Origin of the sequence: Methanofastidiosum sp., from assembly GCA_035362715.1 — an archaeon.
In the GTDB taxonomy this organism is placed as follows: Archaea; Methanobacteriota_B; Thermococci; order Methanofastidiosales; family Methanofastidiosaceae; genus Methanofastidiosum.
Map to the genome: position 1 here is coordinate 39,430 of DAOSDU010000008.1, position 23,284 is coordinate 62,713.

The following is a 23,284-nucleotide window of genomic DNA, read 5'->3' on the forward strand; positions in this document are numbered from 1 at the left end:
TAATACACAGGTCGAAACTTCGCTGGTGTCGATGTCGAAGTATGTCTCTTGTTTCAGAGGCTGAAGATACATCTGTTAAAAGAGCTTGTCTCTTATTACTATGTATCCCCGAGTATCTGGATTAAAGGGATATCTGAGTATGGTCGAAATACTTAATCAAACGTAAGTTTGGAGGCCTTTATAAAGAAACATTTTATGTTTCTTTTGAAACCTTGTAGAGACCGTTTCGAGACGTCGAAACATTCAGAAATACATTAGACAAAACATAAGTGAAGCGACAAACTGTTTTTCTTTTTTATTACAGCATGGCTATAAAGATATTTCTAATTCCAGTTGCAAGGAAGTTAATAGCTATTGCCCCTAAAAGTAATCCCATTATACGAGTAAAGACGAGTGTTATTGTTACACCCAATATTTTGCTCAATGGACTTGAGAATCTGAACATCAAAAATGTTATCGCAAAGGTAGCGAGTATTGCAGCAATTGCCACAGCCTTAAGCTCTATTGTGGGAACTGATCTTATTATGACAATTACTGTTGTTATGGTTCCAGGGCCTGTAAGAAGTGGCATTGCAACAGGGAAGACTGATATATCTTCTCTGCCTTTTGCATCTTTTCTTTCTTCTTCGGTAAAGCTTTCTCTGGATGTTTTAGCGTAGACCATGTCCAAAGCTACTTTAAAAAGAATAATTCCACCGGCAACTCTTAAACTATCAACTGTGACTCCAAAGAATCTTAGAATGATTTCGCCACTAATAGCAAATATTATTGCAAGTAAACATCCTATCAAAACTGACCTTGCCCCAAGTTTAATCCTTTCTTTGTGGTCCTTATCGGCAGTCAAGGACATAAATGTAAACATGGCGCCAATTGGATTTACGATTACAAATATAGATGTGAATGCATATACAAAAAAGGCAAAAGCCACCATGAATTAAAGAGATAAAAATGTTTTATAAATATTCTGTTTATTAAATTAAAGAAAAACATTTTAATATAGTTCAAACATCTTGACTAAGTCTTGTGCAGCAAGCCTTGTTTCTTCTCTGTTGGCACCAGCAACGATTAATACATCGTATCCCTTTGCCATTGGGTCTGCTAACCATTCCCATTCTCCCCTAGAAGTTGACCAATCAACTGTGGATGCACCCATGCCAACTAGGTCTTTTACTATGCTATTGTATACTGGACCACCGACAAGAACAAGGTTCTTTGTGTTTGTGTCTGTGTTAACTTCTATGTCAAGCTTTATGAGCTCTACTGGGTCGATTTGAACTTTTGCATTGTAAGTTACTGTCTCTCTTATTGAGGACATTTTGATCCTTAGAAATACTCCGTCAGAATCTGGAGTTTCATCTGTTCTTACAGCTTGGCCTAAGTATGGCGTAAAATAATTAAGATATTGGTAATATCTGGCATCTGCGAGGCTATAAGGATCAACTTGATCACTTGGAGCTTTATTAACTTTTAATGATACCCCAGTTGTTAATGTTGATGGGTCAAATGGCAATCCGGTGTTGTATCGCCCATAATCTGAATCAACAACTTCTACTGTGAAGTAGTTTTCTGGACCATTTACTGTGTATGTTGTCTCACAATTTGGTATAATGATGTTATCACAAAGCTGTAATTCTAATGTATCGAAGTTTGCATCTGGACATGGTGTATCGCATTTTGGTGCAGGCTGCCATAGAATATATGCCCTTGAAATATATTCGTCTGTTGAGTCTAATTCTGGAGCAGATTCCCATGCAGATACAAATCCATTTAAATTTCCTTGTGCATCTTCAATTCTTTTCCACTCAGTTCCGGAAGGAGTAAATTCTGTTAAAGAGATTGCCACTCTTCTCCAACCACCGGTTATGGCAAGACCGTAGTCGTTTGGTGTTGTGACGAATGGGTCGCAGCATCCCTTGTCTTCAAGGTAGCCGTAGTCTTCAATTGCGTAAAGGTTGAATTCTGCAAGATTTGTTCCGTCTGCACCGACAAATGTCTTAATACCATCGAGCATGAAGTTAACATATCTGAAGAAATCATAGGTATATCCATTCTTTTCCTTAGATACCGTTATCTTTACAACGTATGGGTCATATTCGTTTCTCTGTGTTGGATTGGATGTGAATGAACCTCCGCCGCCATATGTTGCACAATCTGGGCAGCATGGCAAACATCCATCCAAAGGATCCATGACCATTATAAATGTAGAAGGCACAGACAAAGCTGGCCCTGATACAGTTATGAATGCCTTGTTCTCGTAGATATTAATATCATTTAAGATTATATTCCATCCATGGAATGTGTAAGTGTCACCGACCTTCATTATTTTCTCAATTTCTGCAAATGGTGTGCCGTACATGAAGTATGCACCAAGATACCCAGGTTCTGGGCCTGTTACATATGTAGCGCCAGCAAACATTGGCTTGTACATCTTACCTAGAAATCTTATTTCATTCAAGTACCCCGCTCTAGCAGTTTCAAAGTCAATCATGCCCCAGCACTTCTGAATGCCACAGATGTTCTGACCATTTTCAAGTAATGGGTATCTGATTTCTGCAGTTCTGTATACTATGCCCGAAGTTGAACCCTTTCCACCGATGAAATCTGCTATACCATCTGGCCCATGGTCAGATTCATATTTGTCCCCAACAATTAATTGAATTTCTTCATGAGCTTCCATTGCTGTGCCTGTTCCACCAAATATGTAGTCACACTCATTTTGAGTATCGTACGCATTATTATTGCCCTGAACATCTACCCACGCATTTGTTGTAAACATAGCATAGTTGAAGCTCCACCCCTCATCACCATTGTCATAGCTGCCACCAGCATATTGTGGAAGCTCTCTAACAATTGGAAATGTTGGATCAACGGCAAAATTAGTTTTTGTATTAACTAAAAAGTAAGGCTTGGAACTTCCAGTATTTGAAGATACAAGAAAATTGTATACTTTCTTCTCCGAATTCCACTGTTTTGGCGAATTTGAAAACCATAGCCTGGATAACCCCTTGGCCACTACCATGTTTGGATTCATGACTTTTTCTGGCATTGCTATCTGAACATATGTGTCATAATCCTTGTGAGGCCAGTTATTTTCGGCAGTCTCCCAATACATCTTTGAGTAAAGATCATAGTCAACATACCAAGTAGCTTCTAAATATCTACCATCGACACAAACTGGAGTAGCATTATAATTAACTCTATAAAAAGGGTAAGTGTAATCATATTCCCCCACATTTTCCCATTCGACTTGAGAGGTTCTTAATATAGGTGCAGTTTCTTCAACTGTTGCCATGTTCCCGACTGCTGCTGCAATTATAGATGCAGAGACTACATCTGACGAGCTGGCTTGAGCTCCAACTGCTATTACTACATTTGGCGTACCCTTTAATGGATCAATCCACCAAGACTTTGCTGGGATATCTATTGCGGTAGTGGCGCTTGCCATAGCAGCCCCAATCATTGTGGTTCCTAAAAGCAATGCACCGATTTTTCTTAATTTCATTTATTTTCGCCTTTCATGGAATAATTCATAAATTAGTAATAATAACATATTTCATTAAATTGATTATTAATAAATCTTTTGATAAGGAGACCGAAAAAACATCAGAACTTACTTTTAAAGCATGTCCTAATATTTTTATTCTCGTAAGATTTCACCTCTATTGATAAACAATAATGTTTTTCTATAATATTTATTATTTACTACTATATAAATGTTTTGGTTGCAATAATAGATTGTATTGTGTAAGATTGTTGTAATAGTTCAACAATCTAAAAGAGAGAGATATAGTAGATAAGAGATAAAAATTTGAAATTATGCTCTATAATTAAATTCAATTTTTTAAAAAGTTCTTTTCTAGAAAAGAGTAAATTGTTTTTAAAAAATAAGATAAAAGAAAAAATAAATTAAATTATTCCTGACCCAAAAAGAACTGCAAAGATTATAGCAAGTGTATTCATTACCTTGATCAGTGGATTTATTGCAGGTCCTGCTGTGTCCTTTGATGGGTCACCTACTGTGTCACCTACTACAGCTGCAGCGTGTGCTGGGCTTCCTTTACCGCCAAGATTCCCATCTTCAATGTACTTCTTTGCGTTGTCCCATGCTCCACCGCCAGTTGCAAGCATCAATGCCAATAGGAATCCTGATAATATGCTTCCTATTAACATCCCACCCAATGCTATCTTTCCCAGTATGAATCCAACGAGTAGAGGGGATACGACTGCTATTATACCTGGAAGCATTAGCTCTTTTAGCGATGCTTTTGTCACAATGTCGACACACCTTGCGTAGTCGGGCTCAGTTTTTCCTTCCATAATGCCTTTCATTTCTTTAAACTGTCTTCTGACTTCTTCAACTATGGAAAACGCTGCTTTCCCGACTGCCTTCATGCAAAGGGACGAGAATAAGAAAGGTATCAATGCACCAAGGAATAACCCCACGATGACCTTTTCGTCAGATAGGCTGAATATGATTTCCTGCCCAGGTGCAAACCTTGCTATTTCATCGACATATGCAGCAAATAAGGTAAGTGATGCCAGTGCTGCAGACCCAATTGCAAATGCCTTTGTTACTGCTTTTGTTGTGTTTCCAACTGAATCAAGTGCATCTGTTGTCTTTCTAATTTCATCTGGCAGGTGGGCCATCTCTGCTATACCGCCTGCATTGTCTGTTATTGGGCCGTAGCTATCAAGAGCAACTACTATTGCTGTTAGGGATACCATTGACATTGCGGCTATTGCGATTCCATATAGTCCAGCTAAAGAGTGAGATATCAATATCCCAGCACATATTACTAAGACCGGCATAAGTGTTGATTCCATCCCGACAGAAAGTCCTGTGATGATGTTTACTGCAGCCCCAGACTGGGAAGCGTGCGCAATACTTCTAACGGGCCTGTGTGGCTTTGCTGTGTAGTATTCAGTGATAAAGAACATTAGAATTGCAATTACTATTCCAACAACTGTAGCTAAGAACAAAGCGATATCAAGTTTAAGGTATGTTATAGTTACTAGGTAGAAACCTATCAATGAGAAAATTGCTGAGGCAAAAACACCTTTGTACAGTGTTTGCATAATGTTGTCTTTTCCTCTCACAAAAAATGACCCCAGTATAGAGCCTATGATTCCTATTGCACCAAGAATCAATGGGTATATTACATAAATGTCATTTTTGCCAAGTGTAACACCTAAAAGCATTGCACCTATGGCTGTTACTGCGTATGTCTCAAATAGGTCTGCCCCCATCCCGGCACAGTCACCCACGTTGTCGCCAACATTATCAGCAATTACTGCAGGATTTCTTGGATCGTCCTCAGGTATACCTTTCTCAATTTTTCCGATTAGATCAGCACCGACGTCAGCAGCCTTTGTGTATATCCCACCGCCAATTCTAGCAAATAAGGATATTAGACATCCACCGAAGCCAAATCCAATTATTAAGGCTGGATCCCTGTAAAGATAATAGAATCCACTGACACCTAATAAGGCCAAACCTGCAACAGACATCCCTGTTACAGCCCCTCCCTGAAATGAGAGCCTTAAAGCTTTTCCAACGCCTTGTTTAGCAATTGACGCAACTCTGACATTTGCTCTTGTAGATATGCTCATGCCTATAAATCCAGCTAGAGCACTGAAAATAGCACCAACTACAAACGTTAAAGTAGTTTCAATATTAATAAATATACCAAAAACAACTGCAAGAATTGCTGCGATTATTGCTATAGTTGTATATTCTCTTTTTAGAAACGCCATGGCGCCTTTGTAAATGGCATTTGATATTTTAAGCATGTTCTTATCTGTGACTTTATACGATAGAACAACTTTTGCCAATACAAGACCATAGATAATACCAGCTATCCCAATTAGAATAGCTATTAAAGTAAAGTCCATTTTTTCTAACCTCCTTTTTATTTCGTCTCAAAGGAGATTCATATTTAAGTATTGTGGTTAAATTAGAAGAAAAAAGAATAGAAAAATTATTTAAGTTTTTTTAGCTCTTGGTAAGTTGCGTTGGCATCTTCTTTTGCTAAGTAATACTGACCTAGAAACTCATCCCCTCTCTCGAAGTCTCCCTTAGCATTTAAATCATTCTGTTTAATATCTTCAATTATTAATGGGTCAGAGAGATTTGCATCGGTTGCATAATAGTACATTACTGCGCCAACTGATTGGGTCGCACCTTTGTACCTACCTATGTTATTTGCAAGCAATTGTTGTGATGTCCTCAATGTGATTACAAGTTGATTGGCCTTAGTTTTAGCCTCGTCACCTTTAATATCTTTAACAGTATCGAAAAGTTCTGTTATCTGAGTTGAGTAAGTCAGATTTTTACTGGCAATTTCATCCAACAAGATGACTTCAGATTCGAGCATTGAAAGAACGTATTTATGATCGACATTTGCGGCTTCTCTGTTCTTGGTAACATATTCAATTCTTTTTGTCTGCTGATCCCAGTAAGAATTATATACGGTGTCTATCTCTTTTTGAGTCGTTTCTATTTTTCCATACGACTCAAAGAATTTATCAGGTATTTGAGTCTGATTTACACACATTGCTAAAGAGCAAACTAAAAATAATGCTCCAATTACTAAAAACTGTCTTTTCATGCCTATCACTATTCTAAGAATTGAAGGGCCGTTTTTAAAGTTTTTGTCTTAGATTTATAAGTAGAGGTAAGAAAGCTTTAAAAACTGGAGTTGTGACCTATTTCAAAGGAGGAATTACATGGGTGACAAAAAGCAAGTTGAGGTCAGGACTTTACGAGAAGGTGGATTCATTCTAATCGATGATGAGCCATGTAAAATTATTAAGATTCAAACTTCTTCTCCTGGAAAGCATGGTGCAGCCAAGGCCAAAATGGAGGCATTTGGAGTTTATGATGACAAGAGAAGGACTATTGTTAAACCAACTTCTGATAAGGTATTTGTGCCTATAATTGACAAGAAAAGTGGCCTAGTTAATGCCGTAATGGGAGAAAAAATCCAGCTTATGGACATGGAAACATACGAAACGTTTGAAATTCCTTTGCCCAGTGAATTTAGCGCTCAAGAGCTTGAAGGTAAAGAAGTTGAATACCACGAGACCATGGGTAGAATAAAAATTGCACGAATAAAAGGATAAACATTTTTTATATAAAATTTAAAAATTAAAAAAAATAAATTTTTAATTTATTTATCTCAACTGAGATACTAACTGCTGAGCAGCGAGCCTTGTTTCTTCCCTGTTTGCACCAGCTACTATTAGGACATCATATCCTCTACCGAATGGGTCTGCTATCCATTCCCATTCACCAGGTGATGTTGCCCAGTTAACTGTTGATGCACCCATGTTACCAAGATCTCTTACGATGCTGTTGTATACTGGTCCACCTACAAGAACTAAGTTCTTTTGAAGTGATGCAGTGTTTATTTCAATGTCAAGCTTTATGAGCTCAATTGGGTCGATGTTTACACTCTTTGTGTAGGTAATTGACTGAGCAGTGTCTACTGTGGTCTGAGATACCATAATTTTTGCACCGTCTGCATCTGTGGTATCGCTGTTAGCTCTTCCGAAGTAAGTAGCCATGTATATTGGATTAAAATCAGCTGTTACGCCAGAGTGTCCGTATAATTGGCCATATGCAAGATCTGTTGGATCTTGACCATTCAATGTTGTATTGGCTTTTCCAAAGTCAATGTCCTGGATTGTTACAGAGAAGTAGTTCTCTGGACCGTTTATAGTAAATGCAGTTTCACAGTCTGGTATGTCAATGTTGTCACAAAGCTGGAGTTCCAAGGTATCATAGTTTGCATCTGGGCATGGTATATCACATTTTGGCGCAGGCTGCCATAGTATGTATGCAGCGTTTATATCGCCGTCTATATCTTCATGGTCTTCCCAAGCCTGCCATCCTATATCTACCTCTCCAGAAACATTGTATGCTACTTTTCTCCATCCACCAGTAATAGCCAATCCATAGTCATTTGGTGTTGTGACGAATGGGTCACAGCATCCCTTGTCTTCAAACCATCCAAAGTCTTCAACAGCGTAGATGTTGAATTCTGCCAAGTATGTACCGTCTGCACCGACGAATGTCTTAATACCGTCGAGCATAAATGGTGTGTACTTGAAGAGATCGTATGTTTTTCCGTCAATTTCCTTAGATTTTGTAATTTTGACCTTGTATGGGTCGTATTCGTTTCTCCTTGTTGGGTTGGATGTGAATGATCCTCCTCCACCGTAAACTGCACATGTTGGACAGCATTCAAGACATACTCCCTGAGAATCCATGACCATTATAAAGCTAAATGGAGAAGCTAATTCTGGTCCGGAAACTGTTACAAATGCCTTGTTTTCGTAAATGTTGACATCAGATAAGTTTATTGTCCATCCATGGAAGGAATAAGAGTCGCCTACTTTCATGATTTTTTCTTTTTCTGCATATGGTTTACCATAAGCAAAGTAAGCTCCAAGGTATGTCCCATCTCCGTCAGTGCTGTAAGTTGCACCGGCAAAAAGAGGGTTATACATCTTTCCAAGGAATTTAATCTCATTTAAACGACCTTTTACTGCAGTTTCAAAGTCAACCATTCCATCACAGTGACTAATTCCGCAGATGTTCTGACCGTTTTCTAACAATGGGTATCTGATTTCGGTTGTTCTGTAGACAATACCTGATGCATGACCTCTGTCTCCTCTAAGATCCACAAGTCCATCTGGTGTTGTTTCAATATCTGCAAGTATTACCTGAATCTCCTCATGAGCTTCCATTTCGGTACCTGTACCACCGAATAAGTAATCACAGTCTTCATCGTATTCATTACCTGTGTTGACATCTACCCAAGCCTTTGTTGTGTAGAATGCGTATTCTCCTGTGACATAATTAAAGTCCCATGAACCGTTTCCATTGTCATAGCTTCCGCCCGCATATGCTGGTAAAACTCTTACTATTGGATCTGTTGGTGAACCGGCAACTCTAGTATTTATAAGCGCATATGATGATGTGCCTCCTCCAGCTGATGGAGAAACTTTGTATACTCTGTTATTTGAATCCCAATCCTTTGGAGAGTTTGAGAACCAAAGTGTGTTTAATTCTCTTGCAACTACGGCTCCGTCAGGATTTCTTATTTCTTTAGGCATTGCTAATGCAACTGAGAGATCATATGCCCCATTTACTGGCCATGTATCATTTGCTGTTTCCCAGAACTGTGTGGAAAAAAGCTCATAGTCAGTGTACCATTTTGCTCTTGCTGCGTTTAAGTCGCATGTTGCATAGTAGTATTCGATATTTTTACTGCTTTTATCGAAAGAGTAGTTGTAGTCCATCATGTAATCAAATGTTGTACTAGCAGACCTTGTAACAGTCTTAGTTTCTTCAATAGTTGCCATGTTTCCAACTGCTGCTGCGATTAAAGATCCAGATACTACATCGGATGCGTTGGCTGTTGCACCAACGGCAATGACGACATCAGGTTCTCCTGTGATTGGATCAATGAAAAAGCTTTTTGGTGGAACTGTTGCAGCTGATGCAGCTCCTGCTAATGTTGCTCCTAACATTAAGGCTCCCGTTAAAGCAGCCCCTAACATTCTTATTCTCATATTATTTCACCTCTATTGCTAAACAATAACGTTTAGCTACAATATACTATATTTTTTTATAGTATATAAATCTTTTGGTTGCAATAATAGAATAAAATAATTATAGTAATATTAATTAAAATATTCAATGATTTATTAATTTATTGACTATAGTGTAATAAAAATAAGTTAATAGAAAGTAGATAAAATACAAAAGAGACTAAATTATTCTTTAAATTGATTATTCGCAAGAAAAAGTGCCTATTTAGAGAAAAGAGTTCTTGATTAAAAAATTTTAATAAAATAAAAGAAAAAAATAAATTAAAATATATTTATTTTAATTTAGTTCAACATTGCGACTAAGTCTTCTGCTGCCATTCTTGTTTCTTCTCTGTTGGCACCAGCAACGATTAATACATCGTATCCCTTTGCCATTGGGTCTGCAATCCATTCCCATTCTCCGGCAGAGGTTGCCCAGTCAACTGTGGATGCTCCCATGTCGACTAAGTCCTTTACGATGCTGTTGTATACTGGTCCACCGACAAGAATTAAGTTTCTTGTGTTTGTGGCAGTGTTGACTTCTATGTCAAGCTTTATGAGCTCTACTGGGTCGATCTTGACGTTTGCTGTGTATTTTATTGTGTCGCCCTTTGTGGACATGTTGATTCTTAGGTATACACCGTCTAAATCTGCACCGTCTTTTGTTGTCTGACCAACATATACTGGTGAAGAACCATCGTAATCAGTAAACACTGCATCAACGAGGGAAGTTGGAGTATCTATAGATTTAGTAGCTGGTATGTATGTTGTAGCAGTTGATGTTGTTGCGAAAGGAAGGCCAGCATTGTATTTTCCAAAGTCGACATCAACTACCTCAACGGTGAAGTAGTTTTCTGGACCGTTGACTGTGTAAGTTGTTTCACAGTTTGGTATATTGATTGTGTCACAAAGCTGTAATTCCAATGTATCAAAGTTTGCATCTGGACAGTATCCGCCACATTGTGCAGCTGGTCTCCAAAGAACGTATTCTTCAATTGGGTGTGTTGTTGATGTTAAAGTTACAGCATTTTCTTCCCATGCTACCCAATCACCTTCATCTATAGTTTGCTGGATAACTCTTCTCCATCCACCTGTTATGGCTAGACCGTAGTCATTTGGTGTTGTGACAAATGGGTCGCAACATCCCTTATCTTCAAGGTAGCCGTAGTCTTCAATTGCGTAAAGATTGAATTCTGCTAGGTATGTACCATCTGCACCGACGAATGTCTTAATACCGTCGAGCATGAAGTTTACATATCTGAAGAAGTCGTAAGAGTATCCGCTCTTTTCCTTTGTTACAGTTGTGTATTTAACGTATGGGTCGTATTCAGTTCTTCTTGTTGGATTGGATGTGAATGCTCCTCCTCCACCGTATGTTGCACATTCTGGACAGCATGGACCGCATGCTTCTACACCTATAGCGTCCATTACCATTATGAAGGTAAATGGTGCTGTTAGGGCTGGTCCTGCGACTGTGATGTATGCCTTGTTTTCATAAATGTTAACATCATTTAATGTTACAGTCCATCCGTGGAAGTTGTATACATCTCCGACCTTCATGATCTTTTCTTTTTCAGCAAATGGTTTACCATACATGAAGTACCCACCAAGGTAGTAGTCAAGTCCATCGACTGTGTTTGTCCATGTGGCACCGGCAAACATTGGCTTGTACATCTTTCCGAGGAACTTAATTTCGTTTAGATATCCAGCTCTTGCAGTTTCAAAGTCAATCATACCCCAGCATTTCTTAATGCCGCAGATGTTCTGACCGTTTTCAAGAAGGGGGTACCTGATTTCTGCTGTTCTGTAGACAATTCCTGATGCAGAGCCTCTGTCACCTATAAAGTCGGCAATACCGTTGGGCCCTGGGTCAGATTCATATTTGTCTCCAACTATTAATTGGATTTCTTCGTGAGCTTCCATTGCTGTACCTGTTCCACCAAATAGGTAGTCACAACCAACTGATGTGGAGTAGGTACCACTGTTATCAACGTCTACCCATGCCTTTGTTGTGAAAAATCCATATGTGTTAAAGTCCCATGCACCATCTCCATCGTCGTAGCTTCCACCAGCGTATGCTGGGAGAGTTCTTGCTATTGGCGCTGTTAATGCGTCAGGTGCGACTGTATTTACTAAGATGTAATTTCTAGTTGTTCCGGCTGCTGAGCCTACTGCAAATTTATACACCCTATCCTTTGAGTCCCATTCTTTTGGTGAGTTTGAGAACCAAAGTGTTGAAAGTCCCTTAGCAACTACGTTACCAGTAGGATTTCTAACATCGCTTGGCATTGCCAATTGAACGTATGTGTCATAACCTGCATTTGGCCAGTTGTTTTCTGATGTTTCCCATAACTGGGAAGAGTACAATGCGTAATCTGTGTACCATCTTGCTGGCCTCTTTGAAAGACAAGGTGTTGTATTATAGTCTAGTATATTCACAGCTCTAGAGTAGTTGTATTCTCCAACTTTCTCCCACTTAACTGATGCTGTCTTTGTTGTTGATGCTTCTTCTTCAACTGTTGCCATGTTTCCAATTGCTGCTGCAATAAGTGATGCAGAAACTACATCGGATGCGTTGGCCTGTGCACCAACTACTACTGTTACGTTTGGTTGTCCCGTTGCTGGGTCAATAAACCATGACTTAGCTGGAGCTTGTGCTGCAGCGGCTGCGCCTGCTACAGTAGCTCCAATCATTGCAGCCCCTGCGAGGACTGCTCCAATTGTTCTTAATTTCATATATTTTCACCTTTAATAGGTTTTAATTTAATTTCTCAAAAGGGTACAATACCCTATAGAGTTGGATTATTTATAAATCTTTTGTTTTAGAAAAATATAAAAATTAGGCCTGTGTGGCCCTAAAGTTGCCAAGTCCGCTGTTCATGCCTTTGGTAATGACATCAAATGTCAGCTGTTGAACAATCCCTGCAACATCAATCCCTATATCTTGAACTTCTGACATATTCAAGTGTATTACTTCTGGCTCTATTACGCTCATTGCTACGGGAGAAAATTTAATCACTGCTTCAAACAAAGTTTCAATATCAAAGAATAGTGCCTCCATCCCAACTACGCCCTCCCATGCTTCGCCCTCACCAACTTTTTTTGCAAGCATCTTGTGTATCAATGCCCCTGTATCATTAACAAGGTCTTTTGTCTTTTCCATGGCTGACTTCTCATCCTTTGCTCTCGCCTCAACTACGAATTTAAATAAAGCCCCTCCCCTATCGATGGCCTCTTCAATCTGCTCTTCTTCAATACCAATTTTCTTCTGTTTGAGGCCTTCATATTCTCCAATTCGGTAAAGAGAAAGATTATATTTTTTACATAGCTTATTAACAGTTGCTGAAACGTCACCAAATACTTCTAAGAGATCTTTGCCTTTAATTTTGACATCACCTTTTAAGATTTCAATAGTTGAAGGTACAAGCCTCATGCAAAGATTGATATATTCTCTAAACTCTGTTTTTATGTCAAGTTCTAAGACAGATGAAAAGAAAATCCTACCCATTTCGTCCTCATCTTCTAAAATCTCGTGGAACAACTCCCTTGTAATCTTTACATTATTTAAAGCCTTTATCTCCTCTAAAAGTTTCTTTAGCGAGATTTCAAGCGCCTCCTTTGAGTTACTTTGGGACTCTAGGTAAAAAGTAGCTTCAATCATAACATATATTCTAAAAATCTGTTTATAAAGTTTTCAACACTATAAATGGTAAAGTTTAAAATCAGGTGAAAATAAAAAATCTATATGTTTGAAGTAGGGATAGTTGGAGCTGGAAAAATAGGCAGTGGTATTATTAAAGGATTAATTGAAAAAAAAGCCTTCAAAGGAGAAAATATTGTCCTAAGTGATGTATCAGAAAACATATTAAATCCTATTAAGAAAGAGTATGGGATAACTATATCTTTGGACAACAAAGATGTTTTTTCTTCATCTAAAATAATAATACTCGCAGTAAAACCTAATTTAATTGCGCCTGTACTAGATAGTATAAAGGACTTAAATTTAAAGGGAAAACTTATAGTTTCAGTTGCTGCGGGGGTCCCAATAGCATTTATAGAAAATATTCTCAAAGATTTAGCAGTTATTCGTGTCATGCCAAATATTTCCCTTTCAATTGGTTTTTCTCCTTCATGCTATTCAATTGGTAAACATGTGACAAACGAAGAAGAAAAGAAGTTCGTAGGTATTTTCAGTAATTTGGGCTCAGTCATAAAAGTTAGTGAAGAACAGATGGATGCTGTAACTGGGCTTTCTGGATCAGGGCCTGCTTACGTTTTCTACTTCTTAAAAGCTTTAACGGAGGGAGGGGTCAAAGCTGGTCTATCACATGAGATCTCAAAGAAGCTAGCTTTAGACACTCTTTATGGCGCAGTGTTAATGGCCTCTTCAACGGATAAAAGCTTTGATGATCTAATAAATATGGTAAAAACTCCTGGCGGAACAACGGAAAAAGGTTTATTAAAACTTGAGGAGTATCTCGTAGAAAAGGCTATAGCAGAAGCTGTTGTTAGTGCAAAGGAAAGATCCAAAGAATTAGGTGAAGCGTATGGAAAGTGTTAAGGATAAGGCCATTTTAGCAAAGGAAGCTTTCATTATACTCTCTAATGCAGATACGAAGGATAAAAACAAAGCATTAATCTTTATGGCAAAATCACTTGACAAGAACAGGAAAAAGATTTTGGAAGCAAATAGTTTAGATGTGACCGAAGCAAAAAAACTTCTAGAAAAAGGAGAGCTAACTGAATCTCTAGTAAAAAGGCTTGAGGTCACAGATTCAAAGATTGATGATATGATCAGTGGTATCAAAGATGTGGCTAAGCTAGAGGACCCAGTTGGGAAAACTCTTAGTGGAATTGAACTTGATTTGGGATTAGAACTATACCAAATTGCCGTACCAATTGGGGTAATTGGGATGGTATTTGAATCAAGGCCTGATGTGGTACCACAGATTATTTCTCTTGCACTCAAAAGTGGGAATGGTGTCTTGTTAAAAGGCGGAAGAGAATCGGCAAAAACAAATAGGGCAATTTACGAAGTTTTGACTGACTCGATTAAAAATAAATCAATTCCAAAAAATGCATTCCAGCTCCTTGAAAAGAGAGAAGAAATAAATGAAATGTTAAAACTTGATAAGTACATAGACCTCATAATTCCAAGAGGGTCAAATGATTTTGTGAGATTTGTACAGTCTAACACTAAAATTCCTGTCTTGGGCCACTCGGATGGGATATGCCATGCCTATGTCGATAAAAAATATGATGAGAAAAAGGCTCTTGGTGTTTGTTTTGATGCAAAGGTGCAGTACCCTGCGGTATGCAATGCTATTGAAACATTGCTAGTACATGAAAAATCAGCTAAGAAGTTCCTCCCAAAAATTGGAAGGATGTACAAAGAAGCCAAGGTAGAAATGAGATGTTGCCCTCAAAGCTATGAGATCCTAAAGGAGTTAAAAGTAAAAAAAGCCAAGGAGAGAGACTGGTCAACTGAATATAATGACCTGATAATCTCAATCAAAGTTGTGAAATCCTTAGAAGATGCGGTCATCCATATTAATAAATATGGTTCCCACCACACTGACACCATAATAACAGAGGATAAAAAAGCGAGTGAGTATTTCTTGAACTTTGTTGATTCTTCATCTGTAATGCTTAATGCTTCAACAAGATTTGCAGACGGCTTTAGATATGGAAAAGGTGCAGAGATAGGGATAAGCACCGGAAAGATTCATGCAAGAGGCCCAACAGGCATGGAAGGGATGCTAATCTATAAGTATAAATTAATTGGGAATGGCCACAAAGTCTCAGACTATGTTGGGAAAAATGCAAAGCCGTATACACACAGAAAATTATGAATCTTACAAAAGAAGGAATAAAATGACTGACAGAAAAGAGTATTTCAAGGGCATAAAAAAAATCGTTGTAAAAATAGGTACTTCAAGCCTTACCGCTAAAGATGGAAAATTCAATAAAGAATTTGCAAGTGATATTGCAAGACAAGTTTCAATACTTAAATCAGAAGGAAAAGACATAATACTAGTTTCTTCAGGTGCAATAGGAACAGGATGCGAGGCTTTAGAATTCAAAGAACGCCCAAAATCAATACCACTTAAACAGGCAACCGCTGCTGTTGGTCAGAGCATTCTCATGCATGAATGGAGCCAAGTTTTTGCAAAATACGGATTAAAAGTTGCCCAGATCCTTCTAACTTATGATGCATTTTCAGATAGAAAGACTTACCTAAATCTCAGGAACAGCATGTCTGTTCTTTTGGAGCTAAATGTAATACCTATAATTAATGAAAATGATCCTATATGCGTACATGAAATTGGTGAAACATTTGGGGACAATGATACACTATCAGCTATGGTGTCAAGTAAGGTTGAAGCTGATTTACTAATACTAATGACCGATATAGACGGGTTATATACAAAAAATCCTAAGAAATCAAAGGATGCTAAAAAAATAGCGATAATTGAAGAAATAACACCAGAAATTCTAAGCTTTGGTGGCGGTGCTGGAGAAAAGGGCACCGGCGGGATGAAAACGAAATTAGAAGCCGCAAAGATAGCTCAAAAATCAGGATGCTTTATGGTCATTGCATCAAGTGAAGAAAAAGATTTAATTTCTAGAGTTATGTCTGGAGAAGATATTGGTACGCTCTTCCTCCCCTCTAAAAATATTGAAAAAAACAAGATAAGGTGGATCTCTCTAGCAAAACCTAAGGGCAAGATTATTATTGATGAGGGAGCAAAAAATGCTCTTTTCGATCACAAGAGTCTATTGCCTCGAGGTATCGTTAATGTAGAAGGGGAATTTGACGCAGGGGATATAGTTGCTCTTGAGACAGATAACGAAATTTTTGCCAAGGGAATTACAAATTATACTAAAAAAGAACTAGAAAAAATTAAAGGGAAAAATACCGATGAAATAGAGCCTATTTTAGGATACAAAAATTACAATGAAATAATAAAAAGTGAAAATATAGGGATAATAAAAAAATAGATTATCTGTTCCTATACTTAATAGTCAAAAAATCCCAGGTTTTAGTGTCAGAACCACCTGTGACGATAATATTGTTTTCTGAATCAACTGCAATTGCATTTGCTTGGTCATTTCGGCCATCGTTGTATATTTTCTCCCAGAGTAATTCACCTTTTGAGTTATATTTTATAGTACAAAAGCCGTAATTTGTTCCCCCAACGTAAGTTACACCTGTAACAAGAATATTGTCGTTTAGGTCGACGGTGACATCATATGCTCTATCATAGTCACTTCTTTTGTAAACTTTATCCCATATGATTTTCCCGTCAGGGTCTGATTTTATAGTACAGAAATGATATTTATTGCCAATCATTACAAATCCTGTGACAATCACATTGTCTTTTGAATCTGTAGCTACACCGTATGCTTCAGCATAAGGGTAAGATGTCGCCCATTTTCCATGCCAAAGTTTATTTCCTTCTTTATCGTATTTGAAGGTGTAGTAAGTGTAATCCCCTCTGCCTTTGTGTTCTTTTCCATTGCTAGAAAATCCTGTGACAATCACATTGTCTTTTGAATCAACTGCGATTCCATATGGCACGTCATCTTCACCGCCTGTCCACATAGCCCTCCAAAGCATGTTTCCATCCTTGTCAAATTTAAGAGTATAATAATTGTAAACTACTAATTTTGTCCTGCCTGTGATAAGTATGTTATCTTCTGAGTCTATAGCAACTCCGTATGCCACATCATCATTTCCTCTACTTGGTGAGTTAGTCCAAATTAATTCGCCATTTTTATCATATTTAATTATGAAATATTTACCGCTTGCAGTTCCTACTATTACAATATTATCCTTTGAGTCGACTGCAACATCGTATGATTCGTCTCTAATTCCAACATTGTATCTCTTCTCCCAGATTGCATTCCCATTTTTGTCGTATTTAATAGTATAGAAATCACGATCTCTTCGAGTAATATCGCGAGAAGTGCCTGTCACAATTACATTATCCTCTGAGTCGATGGCAACTGAGTAAGCCATATCCTCTAGACCGCCGTCATATCTTTGTTCCCAAATTACATCTCTATGTTGACCAAAGACTGGCGTTAACATCATTAGAAAAATTATAAATCCTGCTAGAAGGTATTTTATTTTCATAGGATCACCAAGGTATAAAAACAACATAAATGCCATATATAAGATTTTTGTAGAATAATAATAGGCCTTAATCTCAATCAGTTTGAAAAGCCTTATAAATCGAGTTCTTTTTCCCTTTCCAATGAACACCCTCATATTGACAGAAAAACCAAATGTAGCCGAAAAGATTGCAAACTTTCTCGGCAAGGCCAAGAAAAATCAGCATGAGGGCATAAAGTACTATGAAGTTGATGAAGGAGACAATAAAATTTTTGTTGTTTCTGCTGTTGGTCACCTTTACAAGTTGAGGCAGAGGACGCCTATTAGAGATTATCCTTTTTTTGATGTGGAGTGGGTTGAAACCTTCAAGAACAGCAAGAAAAGTAAGTATGTTGAGCCATATGTCAGGCTTATTGAAGAGATATCAAAGGACATGGACACATTTGTAAATGCTTGCGACTACGATATCGAAGGTTCTGTAATAGGCCATAATGCGCTTTTATATGGTGCAAAGACAGATATATCAAAATCATTCAGAATGAAATTCTCTTCCCTAACAAAGGATGAGATAATCTCTGCCTATGAAAATCTAAATCCACCAGACTACCAAATGATAAATGCGGGTCTTGCAAGGCACGTCCTTGACTGGTACTATGGTATTAACACCTCAAAGGCGATGACAGAATCACTGAAGAAAGTCTCAGGGAGGTATGTCACACTTTCCGCCGGTAGAGTCCAGACCCCAACTTTGAAATTTTTATTGGAGAGGGAGTTTGAGATAGGCCAGTTTGTATCTGAGCCCTATTGGATTCTTTTTATCGAATTCAAAAAGGATGGCATCTCTGTCAAAGCCTCTTACCAAAAAGAGTTTTTTGATGAGAAGGAAGCTTTAACAATTTTTAAAGACATCAAGAGTAAACCTGCACTGGTAAAGGAGATATCAAAGAAGGAAAAGAGAATTAATCCACCATACCCATTTGATCTGGGTACCCTCCAGAAAGAGGCCTACAAGAACTTTAGCTTTCTACCAAAAAGGACTCAAGACATTGCACAGTCACTTTATGAGGCAGGTCTTATTTCTTACCCTAGAACTTCATCTCAAAAATACCCTAAAAGCCTGAATTTACGGGTTATCGTGGAAAAGCTAAAGAAAATAGAAGATTATTCAAATCACTGCAATGAATTGTTAAAAACTGAGCTCGTGCCTACAGAGGGGAAAAAGGACGATCCGGCCCATCCTGCAATTCACCCAACAGGAGAGCTACCAAAAAAACTTAATGATGACCAAGCAAAGCTATATGATCTAATTGTCAAAAGATTCTTTGCTGTTTTTGCAGCACCCTATATTTATCAATCAATTTCAGTTGAGATTGATGTAAACGGCCACTCATTTTTTGCAAGCGGAAGAGTTGGAATTGACCCTGGATTTTTGAAATACTATGGCGATTATTCCGGCGTAGAAGAGGTAATTCTGCCGGAGCTTTTTGAAGGAGAGAAGATAGAAAAGATTTCTCCAAAGAAGGAAGAAAAGGCGACAAAGCCACCGCCTCGCTATAATCCCTCGTCAGTAGTCTCTGAGATGGAAAAGCTTGGTATTGGAACAAAGGCAACAAGAGCCAATATTGTTGACATCTTATATGATAGAAACTATATTGATGGTCGGCAGATAATTGTAACTGACCTTGGAGAAGGTATAGTAGGGACTCTAGAAAAGTACTGCCCCGATATTGTGTCAGTAGAACTAACAAAGCACTTCGAAGAGCAGATGGAAAAAATACAGGAAAATGAGATAACAAAAGAAGAAATCCTTTCAGAGGCAAAGGATAAACTCACTGATATTTTTTCAAAGTTCAAAGAAAAAGAGGAAGATATCGGAAAGGAGCTTCTGGTATACCTTGAAAGGGAAGAGAGAAGGAGAAACTATGTCGGGATTTGTCCAATGTGCGGAGAGGGAGAGCTTTTCATTAGAACAGGGAGGTTTGGCCCTTTCATAGCTTGCCAAAGATATCCGGAGTGCAACGCAACATTTTCCTTGCCAAGTAACTGCCTTGTTACGCCAACAGAAGACAAATGTAAAATCTGCGGATTTCCAGTTGTTATTGCAACAAGGAAAAGATCTAGACCCCAGACGGTCTGTATAAATCTTGAGTGCCCTTCGAAGAACAACTATTCAGCGCCAATGGATGGGAAAAACTGCCCACGATGCGGAGCGGGCCTTGTCATAAAGAAATCCTTCTACGGCCCTTTTATTGGATGCAGTAGTTATCCAAAGTGCAGGTATACTGAAAAGATTCTGGAAGAAAAAGTTGAAGAGAACTAGAATCAAGTGTATATTTCCTTTATTTAAATAACATGTAAATACAAGGACAGGAACTTATTACTGATAAAATTTATCTCGTTTACCTATTTTCAGTATATTAATTATATTCTCGTTTTCATAAATTTCGTAAGAAATTCTAAAGCCGCCTATCCTAATTCTATAAAGGTTTGTTTCTCCTTTGATTTTCTTATATGGATAACTATAAGGATTTTCTTTTAAACGATCAATGATTATATCTAATTTTTTCTTATTAGATTTAGGAAGATTTTTAACAAAAATAGAAGACTTATGTGTTAAAATTACCTTATACATTTTTAGTCACAAAAGGTGTTTTCATATGTTTCATAGTGCCCATTCTTAATTTCTTCTCTTAATTTCTTAAATTCTTCTTTTTCGTCATCTGTAATTTCTTCAAATCCTAAAAAATTATCAATTTTACTATTGATTTCTTTTAGCATTTCTTCAATGTGGTCCAATTTTTCCATAAGAATATCTGTCAACTTGATCCCTATTATTAATTATTAAAACTAATATATAAATATTTACTGGATGGGAAAAATTGCCCACGATGCGGAGCGGGCCTTGTCATAAAGAAATCCTTCTACGGCCCTTTTATTGGATGCAGTAGTTATCCAAAGTGCAGGTATACTGAAAAGATTTTAGAAGAAACAAAAGTTGAAGAGAACTAGAGGTCATAGTTAATATGGCAATATTTCTTTTATTAAACCATTATCTATAAATACAAGACTAGCATATTTTATTTTATGAATCCTTCAGAAAGAAACAAAACACTTGTTTCTTTTCTAACAAAGCACGGCGCTAAAAAAATTGGCTTATTTGGATCAGTTGCAAGAGGAGAGGAAAGGCCCGATAGCGATATTGATGTTCTGGTAGAATTTAATGGAGACCCAAGCTTACTTGATGTAGTAATTATTGAGCAGGAAGCATCCGAAATCCTTGGTAAAAAAATAGATCTTGTAACTGAAGAAGCCTTGAGCCCTTATATTAAGGAAAAGGTCATGAAAGAAGTTGTGGTTATATATGAAGAGCAAAGAGGATAGGGTATATTTACTTCATATTAGAGATTCTATAGATAAGATAGACCACTACACCAATAATATCGAATATGGAGAATTCAAAAGTAATTCTATGGCGTCTGATGCAGTTATTCGCCAGATTCAAATTATAGGTGATGCGAGTAAGAATATCTCTCAGTCATTAAAAGACAAATACCCTTTAGTTCCGTGGAAAGGGATGGCTGGTATGAGAGATAAAATTGTTCATAATTATTTTAATGTTAATATTAGAGAGGTCTGGCGAGTTGCTAAAAAAGATATCCCAACTCTAAAGAAATCGATTAATTCTATATTGGAAGAACTAGATTTATAAAAAGTATAAATCGAGATAATTAGGCTTGACAATACCTTTATAAATTTTTCAACATTTTTAATGACAGAGGGAGAACATGAAAATATTAAAAACTCCACATCACGATCTTGTTTTTGCTGGGTTTTCTGACCTTCCAGAGACGACGGGAACGGCTTACTTCAGAACAGACATTAATGGCCCCCCTGGCCCATCAGTAAGAATGGAGCAGGCCGTTGAGACGATCTGCGATTTAAGAAAACACCAAGAACAAGGATCAAACATTCTTATAATTGCTCATGCCTCAAAGGCTGAGAAATCCATTGAAGAAAACTTTAACGAACTAAAAGCAGAAGTTCTGAATAGTAAAATAAAAACATCGCTTCCCGTAAACAACATCTTTTTTGCTAAGAACCTAGATGAGCTCAAAAAATTAAACGAGTCAAACAAGGACTCAATTGTATTTTTGGAAAATATCAGAAAAGTCTGTGGCGATGAACTTGTCCCGCCAAATGACTCTACAAAAACAGATTTCTGGAAATACTTTACCCAGTTTGAAAAGATAAATGGGGCGCTGTCCTGCTGCCACAGGGATGCGCTTTCTTTAAGATTATTCGCAGACGGCTGTTACTGCAATGACAGCTTCATAAGCGAGCTTTATGATGTAACTCAGCTCTATACAGATAAAACAGAACTTAAAATGTGGGGGATTGCAGGCGCAAAGTCAGAAAAACTTGATGCTATAAGGTTAACAGAAGGCAGAGATGATCTCATGGTGGTCCTAGACGGGGGACCTGTTTTTGTATTGCTTCTTTGGGCACTATCTCAGAAGGCGCCGTCACTAAAAAAGACACTGCCGACTTCAATTGGAAAGGAAAACATAGAGTTGATAGAAAAGTTCTACAAGAAAAACTGGGACAAAGTTAAGGAAGATGCACTTGAAATTGCAAAAAAGATTGATAACGGCTCAATCAGTATGATCCTACCCATAGATGTCAACATCAAAAAGCCTGATGGCACGACAAAGACTGTAAATTTAAAGGATATAGGGGATGGCAAGTTCGAGTCAATAGGGCCAAACAGCATCACGATGATTGGAAACATGGCCGCAAAGAGGATATTCCTCCAGAACGGCTCTTGGGAGCAGCGTGAGAGTTTAGACTGCTGCAAGGCAGAGTCAACTACAAACAGCTTCTGTAAGGAAGTCCTGAATAAATCAAGCAAATTCTTCATAAACGGCGGAGATACGGTATCAGACATAAGAACACTGGAAAATGAGCTCAAACTTTCAAAGTACAGGGAAAAGGGGAAATTAAAGGAGCTTGCCGTTGGCGGGTTTGTTGTCCACTGGTGGAAGTACCTCTACCACGGAAAGTATGTGCCGCATGGCGTAAACTATGCCGAGATAGGAAGCTTTAGGACACTCTACATGAAGAAGAAGGAGCAGAGAGGGTTTAACTAAAGAGATATCAGTTTGAGATACAATATAAACCATTATCTATAAATACAAGACTAGCATATTTTATTTTATGAATCCTTCAGAAAGAAACAAAACACTTGTTTCTTTTCTAACAAAGCACGGCGCTAAAAAAATTGGCTTATTTGGATCAGTTGCAAGAGGAGAGGAAAGGCCCGATAGCGATATTGATGTTCTGGTAGAATTTAGTAAAGTAAAAAGCCTATTCGAAATGGTTGGAATAGAGCTCGATTTGGCTGATGTTTTGGGTAAAAAGATAGATCTTGTCACAGAGGGAAATTTAAGCCCTTATATTAAGGATAAAGTCATGAAAGATTTAGTTGTGATTTACGATGAAAAAAAGCGAGGAGATTTATCTTAGGCATGTTTTCTATGACTTGTATTCAAGTATAGATATTAAATAACT

18 protein-coding genes are annotated in these 23,284 nt (G+C 37.8%); 9 read left to right on the forward strand and 9 right to left on the reverse strand.

The features are described from left to right. Positions 1–298: 298 nt before the first annotated feature. The 4 genes from PLI06_06435 to PLI06_06450 all read right to left on the reverse strand — a co-directional run bounded on the left by PLI06_06435 (position 299) and on the right by PLI06_06450 (position 6,617). Complete coding sequence (locus PLI06_06435) at positions 299–931, reverse strand: NAAT family transporter (GenBank protein ID HOI77230.1); 633 nt, start codon at positions 929–931, stop codon at positions 299–301. Positions 932–991: 60 nt separating this feature from the next. Further along, positions 992–3,502 carry an S-layer protein gene (locus tag PLI06_06440; GenBank protein HOI77231.1) on the reverse strand — a complete coding sequence of 837 codons (2,511 nt, stop codon included), beginning with the start codon at positions 3,500–3,502 and terminating at the stop codon, positions 992–994. A 404-nt stretch (positions 3,503–3,906) separates the two neighbouring features. Beyond that, positions 3,907–5,892: a sodium-translocating pyrophosphatase gene (locus PLI06_06445; GenBank protein HOI77232.1), complete on the reverse strand. Its 1,986-nt coding sequence runs from the start codon at positions 5,890–5,892 to the stop codon at positions 3,907–3,909. A gap of 86 nt (positions 5,893–5,978) precedes the next feature. After that, positions 5,979–6,617 carry a hypothetical protein gene (locus tag PLI06_06450; GenBank protein HOI77233.1) on the reverse strand — a complete coding sequence of 213 codons (639 nt, stop codon included), beginning with the start codon at positions 6,615–6,617 and terminating at the stop codon, positions 5,979–5,981. Positions 6,618–6,726: 109 nt separating this feature from the next. Here PLI06_06450 and PLI06_06455 point away from each other — a divergent pair, with 109 nt between their 5' ends. Then, positions 6,727–7,122: a translation initiation factor IF-5A gene (locus PLI06_06455; GenBank protein ID HOI77234.1), complete on the forward strand. Its 396-nt coding sequence runs from the start codon at positions 6,727–6,729 to the stop codon at positions 7,120–7,122. Between the two features lie 51 nt (positions 7,123–7,173). Here PLI06_06455 and PLI06_06460 read toward each other — a convergent pair whose 3' ends face one another. The 3 genes from PLI06_06460 to PLI06_06470 form a co-directional block, all read right to left on the reverse strand. Continuing rightward, on the reverse strand, positions 7,174–9,579 hold the full coding sequence (locus PLI06_06460) for an S-layer protein (GenBank protein ID HOI77235.1): 2,406 nt from the start codon (positions 9,577–9,579) through the stop codon (positions 7,174–7,176). 321 nt (positions 9,580–9,900) lie between these two features. Continuing rightward, positions 9,901–12,333 carry an S-layer protein gene (locus PLI06_06465; GenBank protein ID HOI77236.1) on the reverse strand — a complete coding sequence of 811 codons (2,433 nt, stop codon included), beginning with the start codon at positions 12,331–12,333 and terminating at the stop codon, positions 9,901–9,903. Between the two features lie 103 nt (positions 12,334–12,436). Further along, positions 12,437–13,258, reverse strand: coding sequence for a hypothetical protein (locus PLI06_06470; GenBank protein HOI77237.1), 822 nt, complete (start codon positions 13,256–13,258; stop codon positions 12,437–12,439). 84 nt (positions 13,259–13,342) lie between these two features. On the opposite strand from PLI06_06470, the gene proC reads away from it, so the two are divergent. Genes proC through proB form a run of 3 tightly spaced genes read left to right on the forward strand, consistent with a single transcriptional unit; the run spans position 13,343 to position 16,599 of the window. Further along, positions 13,343–14,158 carry a pyrroline-5-carboxylate reductase gene (proC, locus tag PLI06_06475; protein ID HOI77238.1) on the forward strand — a complete coding sequence of 272 codons (816 nt, stop codon included), beginning with the start codon at positions 13,343–13,345 and terminating at the stop codon, positions 14,156–14,158. Next, on the forward strand, positions 14,145–15,449 hold the full coding sequence (locus tag PLI06_06480) for a glutamate-5-semialdehyde dehydrogenase (GenBank protein HOI77239.1): 1,305 nt from the start codon (positions 14,145–14,147) through the stop codon (positions 15,447–15,449). The genes proC and PLI06_06480 overlap by 14 nt, the downstream gene beginning before the upstream one ends. Before the next feature lie 22 nt (positions 15,450–15,471). Beyond that, the gene (gene proB / locus PLI06_06485; GenBank protein HOI77240.1) at positions 15,472–16,599 is read left to right on the forward strand and encodes a glutamate 5-kinase; all 1,128 of its coding nucleotides are present in this window, start codon (positions 15,472–15,474) and stop codon (positions 16,597–16,599) included. Position 16,600: 1 nt separating this feature from the next. On the opposite strand, the gene PLI06_06490 is transcribed toward proB, so the two are convergent. After that, positions 16,601–17,737, reverse strand: a complete 1,137-nt coding sequence (locus PLI06_06490; protein ID HOI77241.1) for a hypothetical protein — start codon at positions 17,735–17,737, stop codon at positions 16,601–16,603. A gap of 121 nt (positions 17,738–17,858) precedes the next feature. Between PLI06_06490 and topA the strand changes: the two genes are divergently transcribed. Next, positions 17,859–20,036 carry a DNA topoisomerase I gene (topA, locus tag PLI06_06495; protein HOI77242.1) on the forward strand — a complete coding sequence of 726 codons (2,178 nt, stop codon included), beginning with the start codon at positions 17,859–17,861 and terminating at the stop codon, positions 20,034–20,036. Positions 20,037–20,350: 314 nt separating this feature from the next. Here topA and PLI06_06500 read toward each other — a convergent pair whose 3' ends face one another. Next, the gene (locus tag PLI06_06500) at positions 20,351–20,536 is read right to left on the reverse strand and encodes a hypothetical protein (protein ID HOI77243.1); all 186 of its coding nucleotides are present in this window, start codon (positions 20,534–20,536) and stop codon (positions 20,351–20,353) included. A gap of 264 nt (positions 20,537–20,800) precedes the next feature. Between PLI06_06500 and PLI06_06505 the strand changes: the two genes are divergently transcribed. The 4 genes from PLI06_06505 to PLI06_06520 all read left to right on the forward strand — a co-directional run bounded on the left by PLI06_06505 (position 20,801) and on the right by PLI06_06520 (position 23,239). Continuing rightward, entirely contained in the window at positions 20,801–21,097 is a 297-nt protein-coding gene (locus tag PLI06_06505) for a nucleotidyltransferase family protein (protein ID HOI77244.1), read from the forward strand. Then, positions 21,078–21,425: a DUF86 domain-containing protein gene (locus PLI06_06510; protein HOI77245.1), complete on the forward strand. Its 348-nt coding sequence runs from the start codon at positions 21,078–21,080 to the stop codon at positions 21,423–21,425. The genes PLI06_06505 and PLI06_06510 overlap by 20 nt, the downstream gene beginning before the upstream one ends. 76 nt (positions 21,426–21,501) lie before the next feature. Next, a complete protein-coding gene (pgk, locus tag PLI06_06515) occupies positions 21,502–22,863 on the forward strand; it encodes a phosphoglycerate kinase (protein ID HOI77246.1) in 1,362 nt (453 codons plus the stop codon). Positions 22,864–22,930: 67 nt separating this feature from the next. Further along, positions 22,931–23,239, forward strand: coding sequence for a nucleotidyltransferase family protein (locus tag PLI06_06520; GenBank protein HOI77247.1), 309 nt, complete (start codon positions 22,931–22,933; stop codon positions 23,237–23,239). The last annotated feature ends 45 nt before the right edge of the window (positions 23,240–23,284 follow it).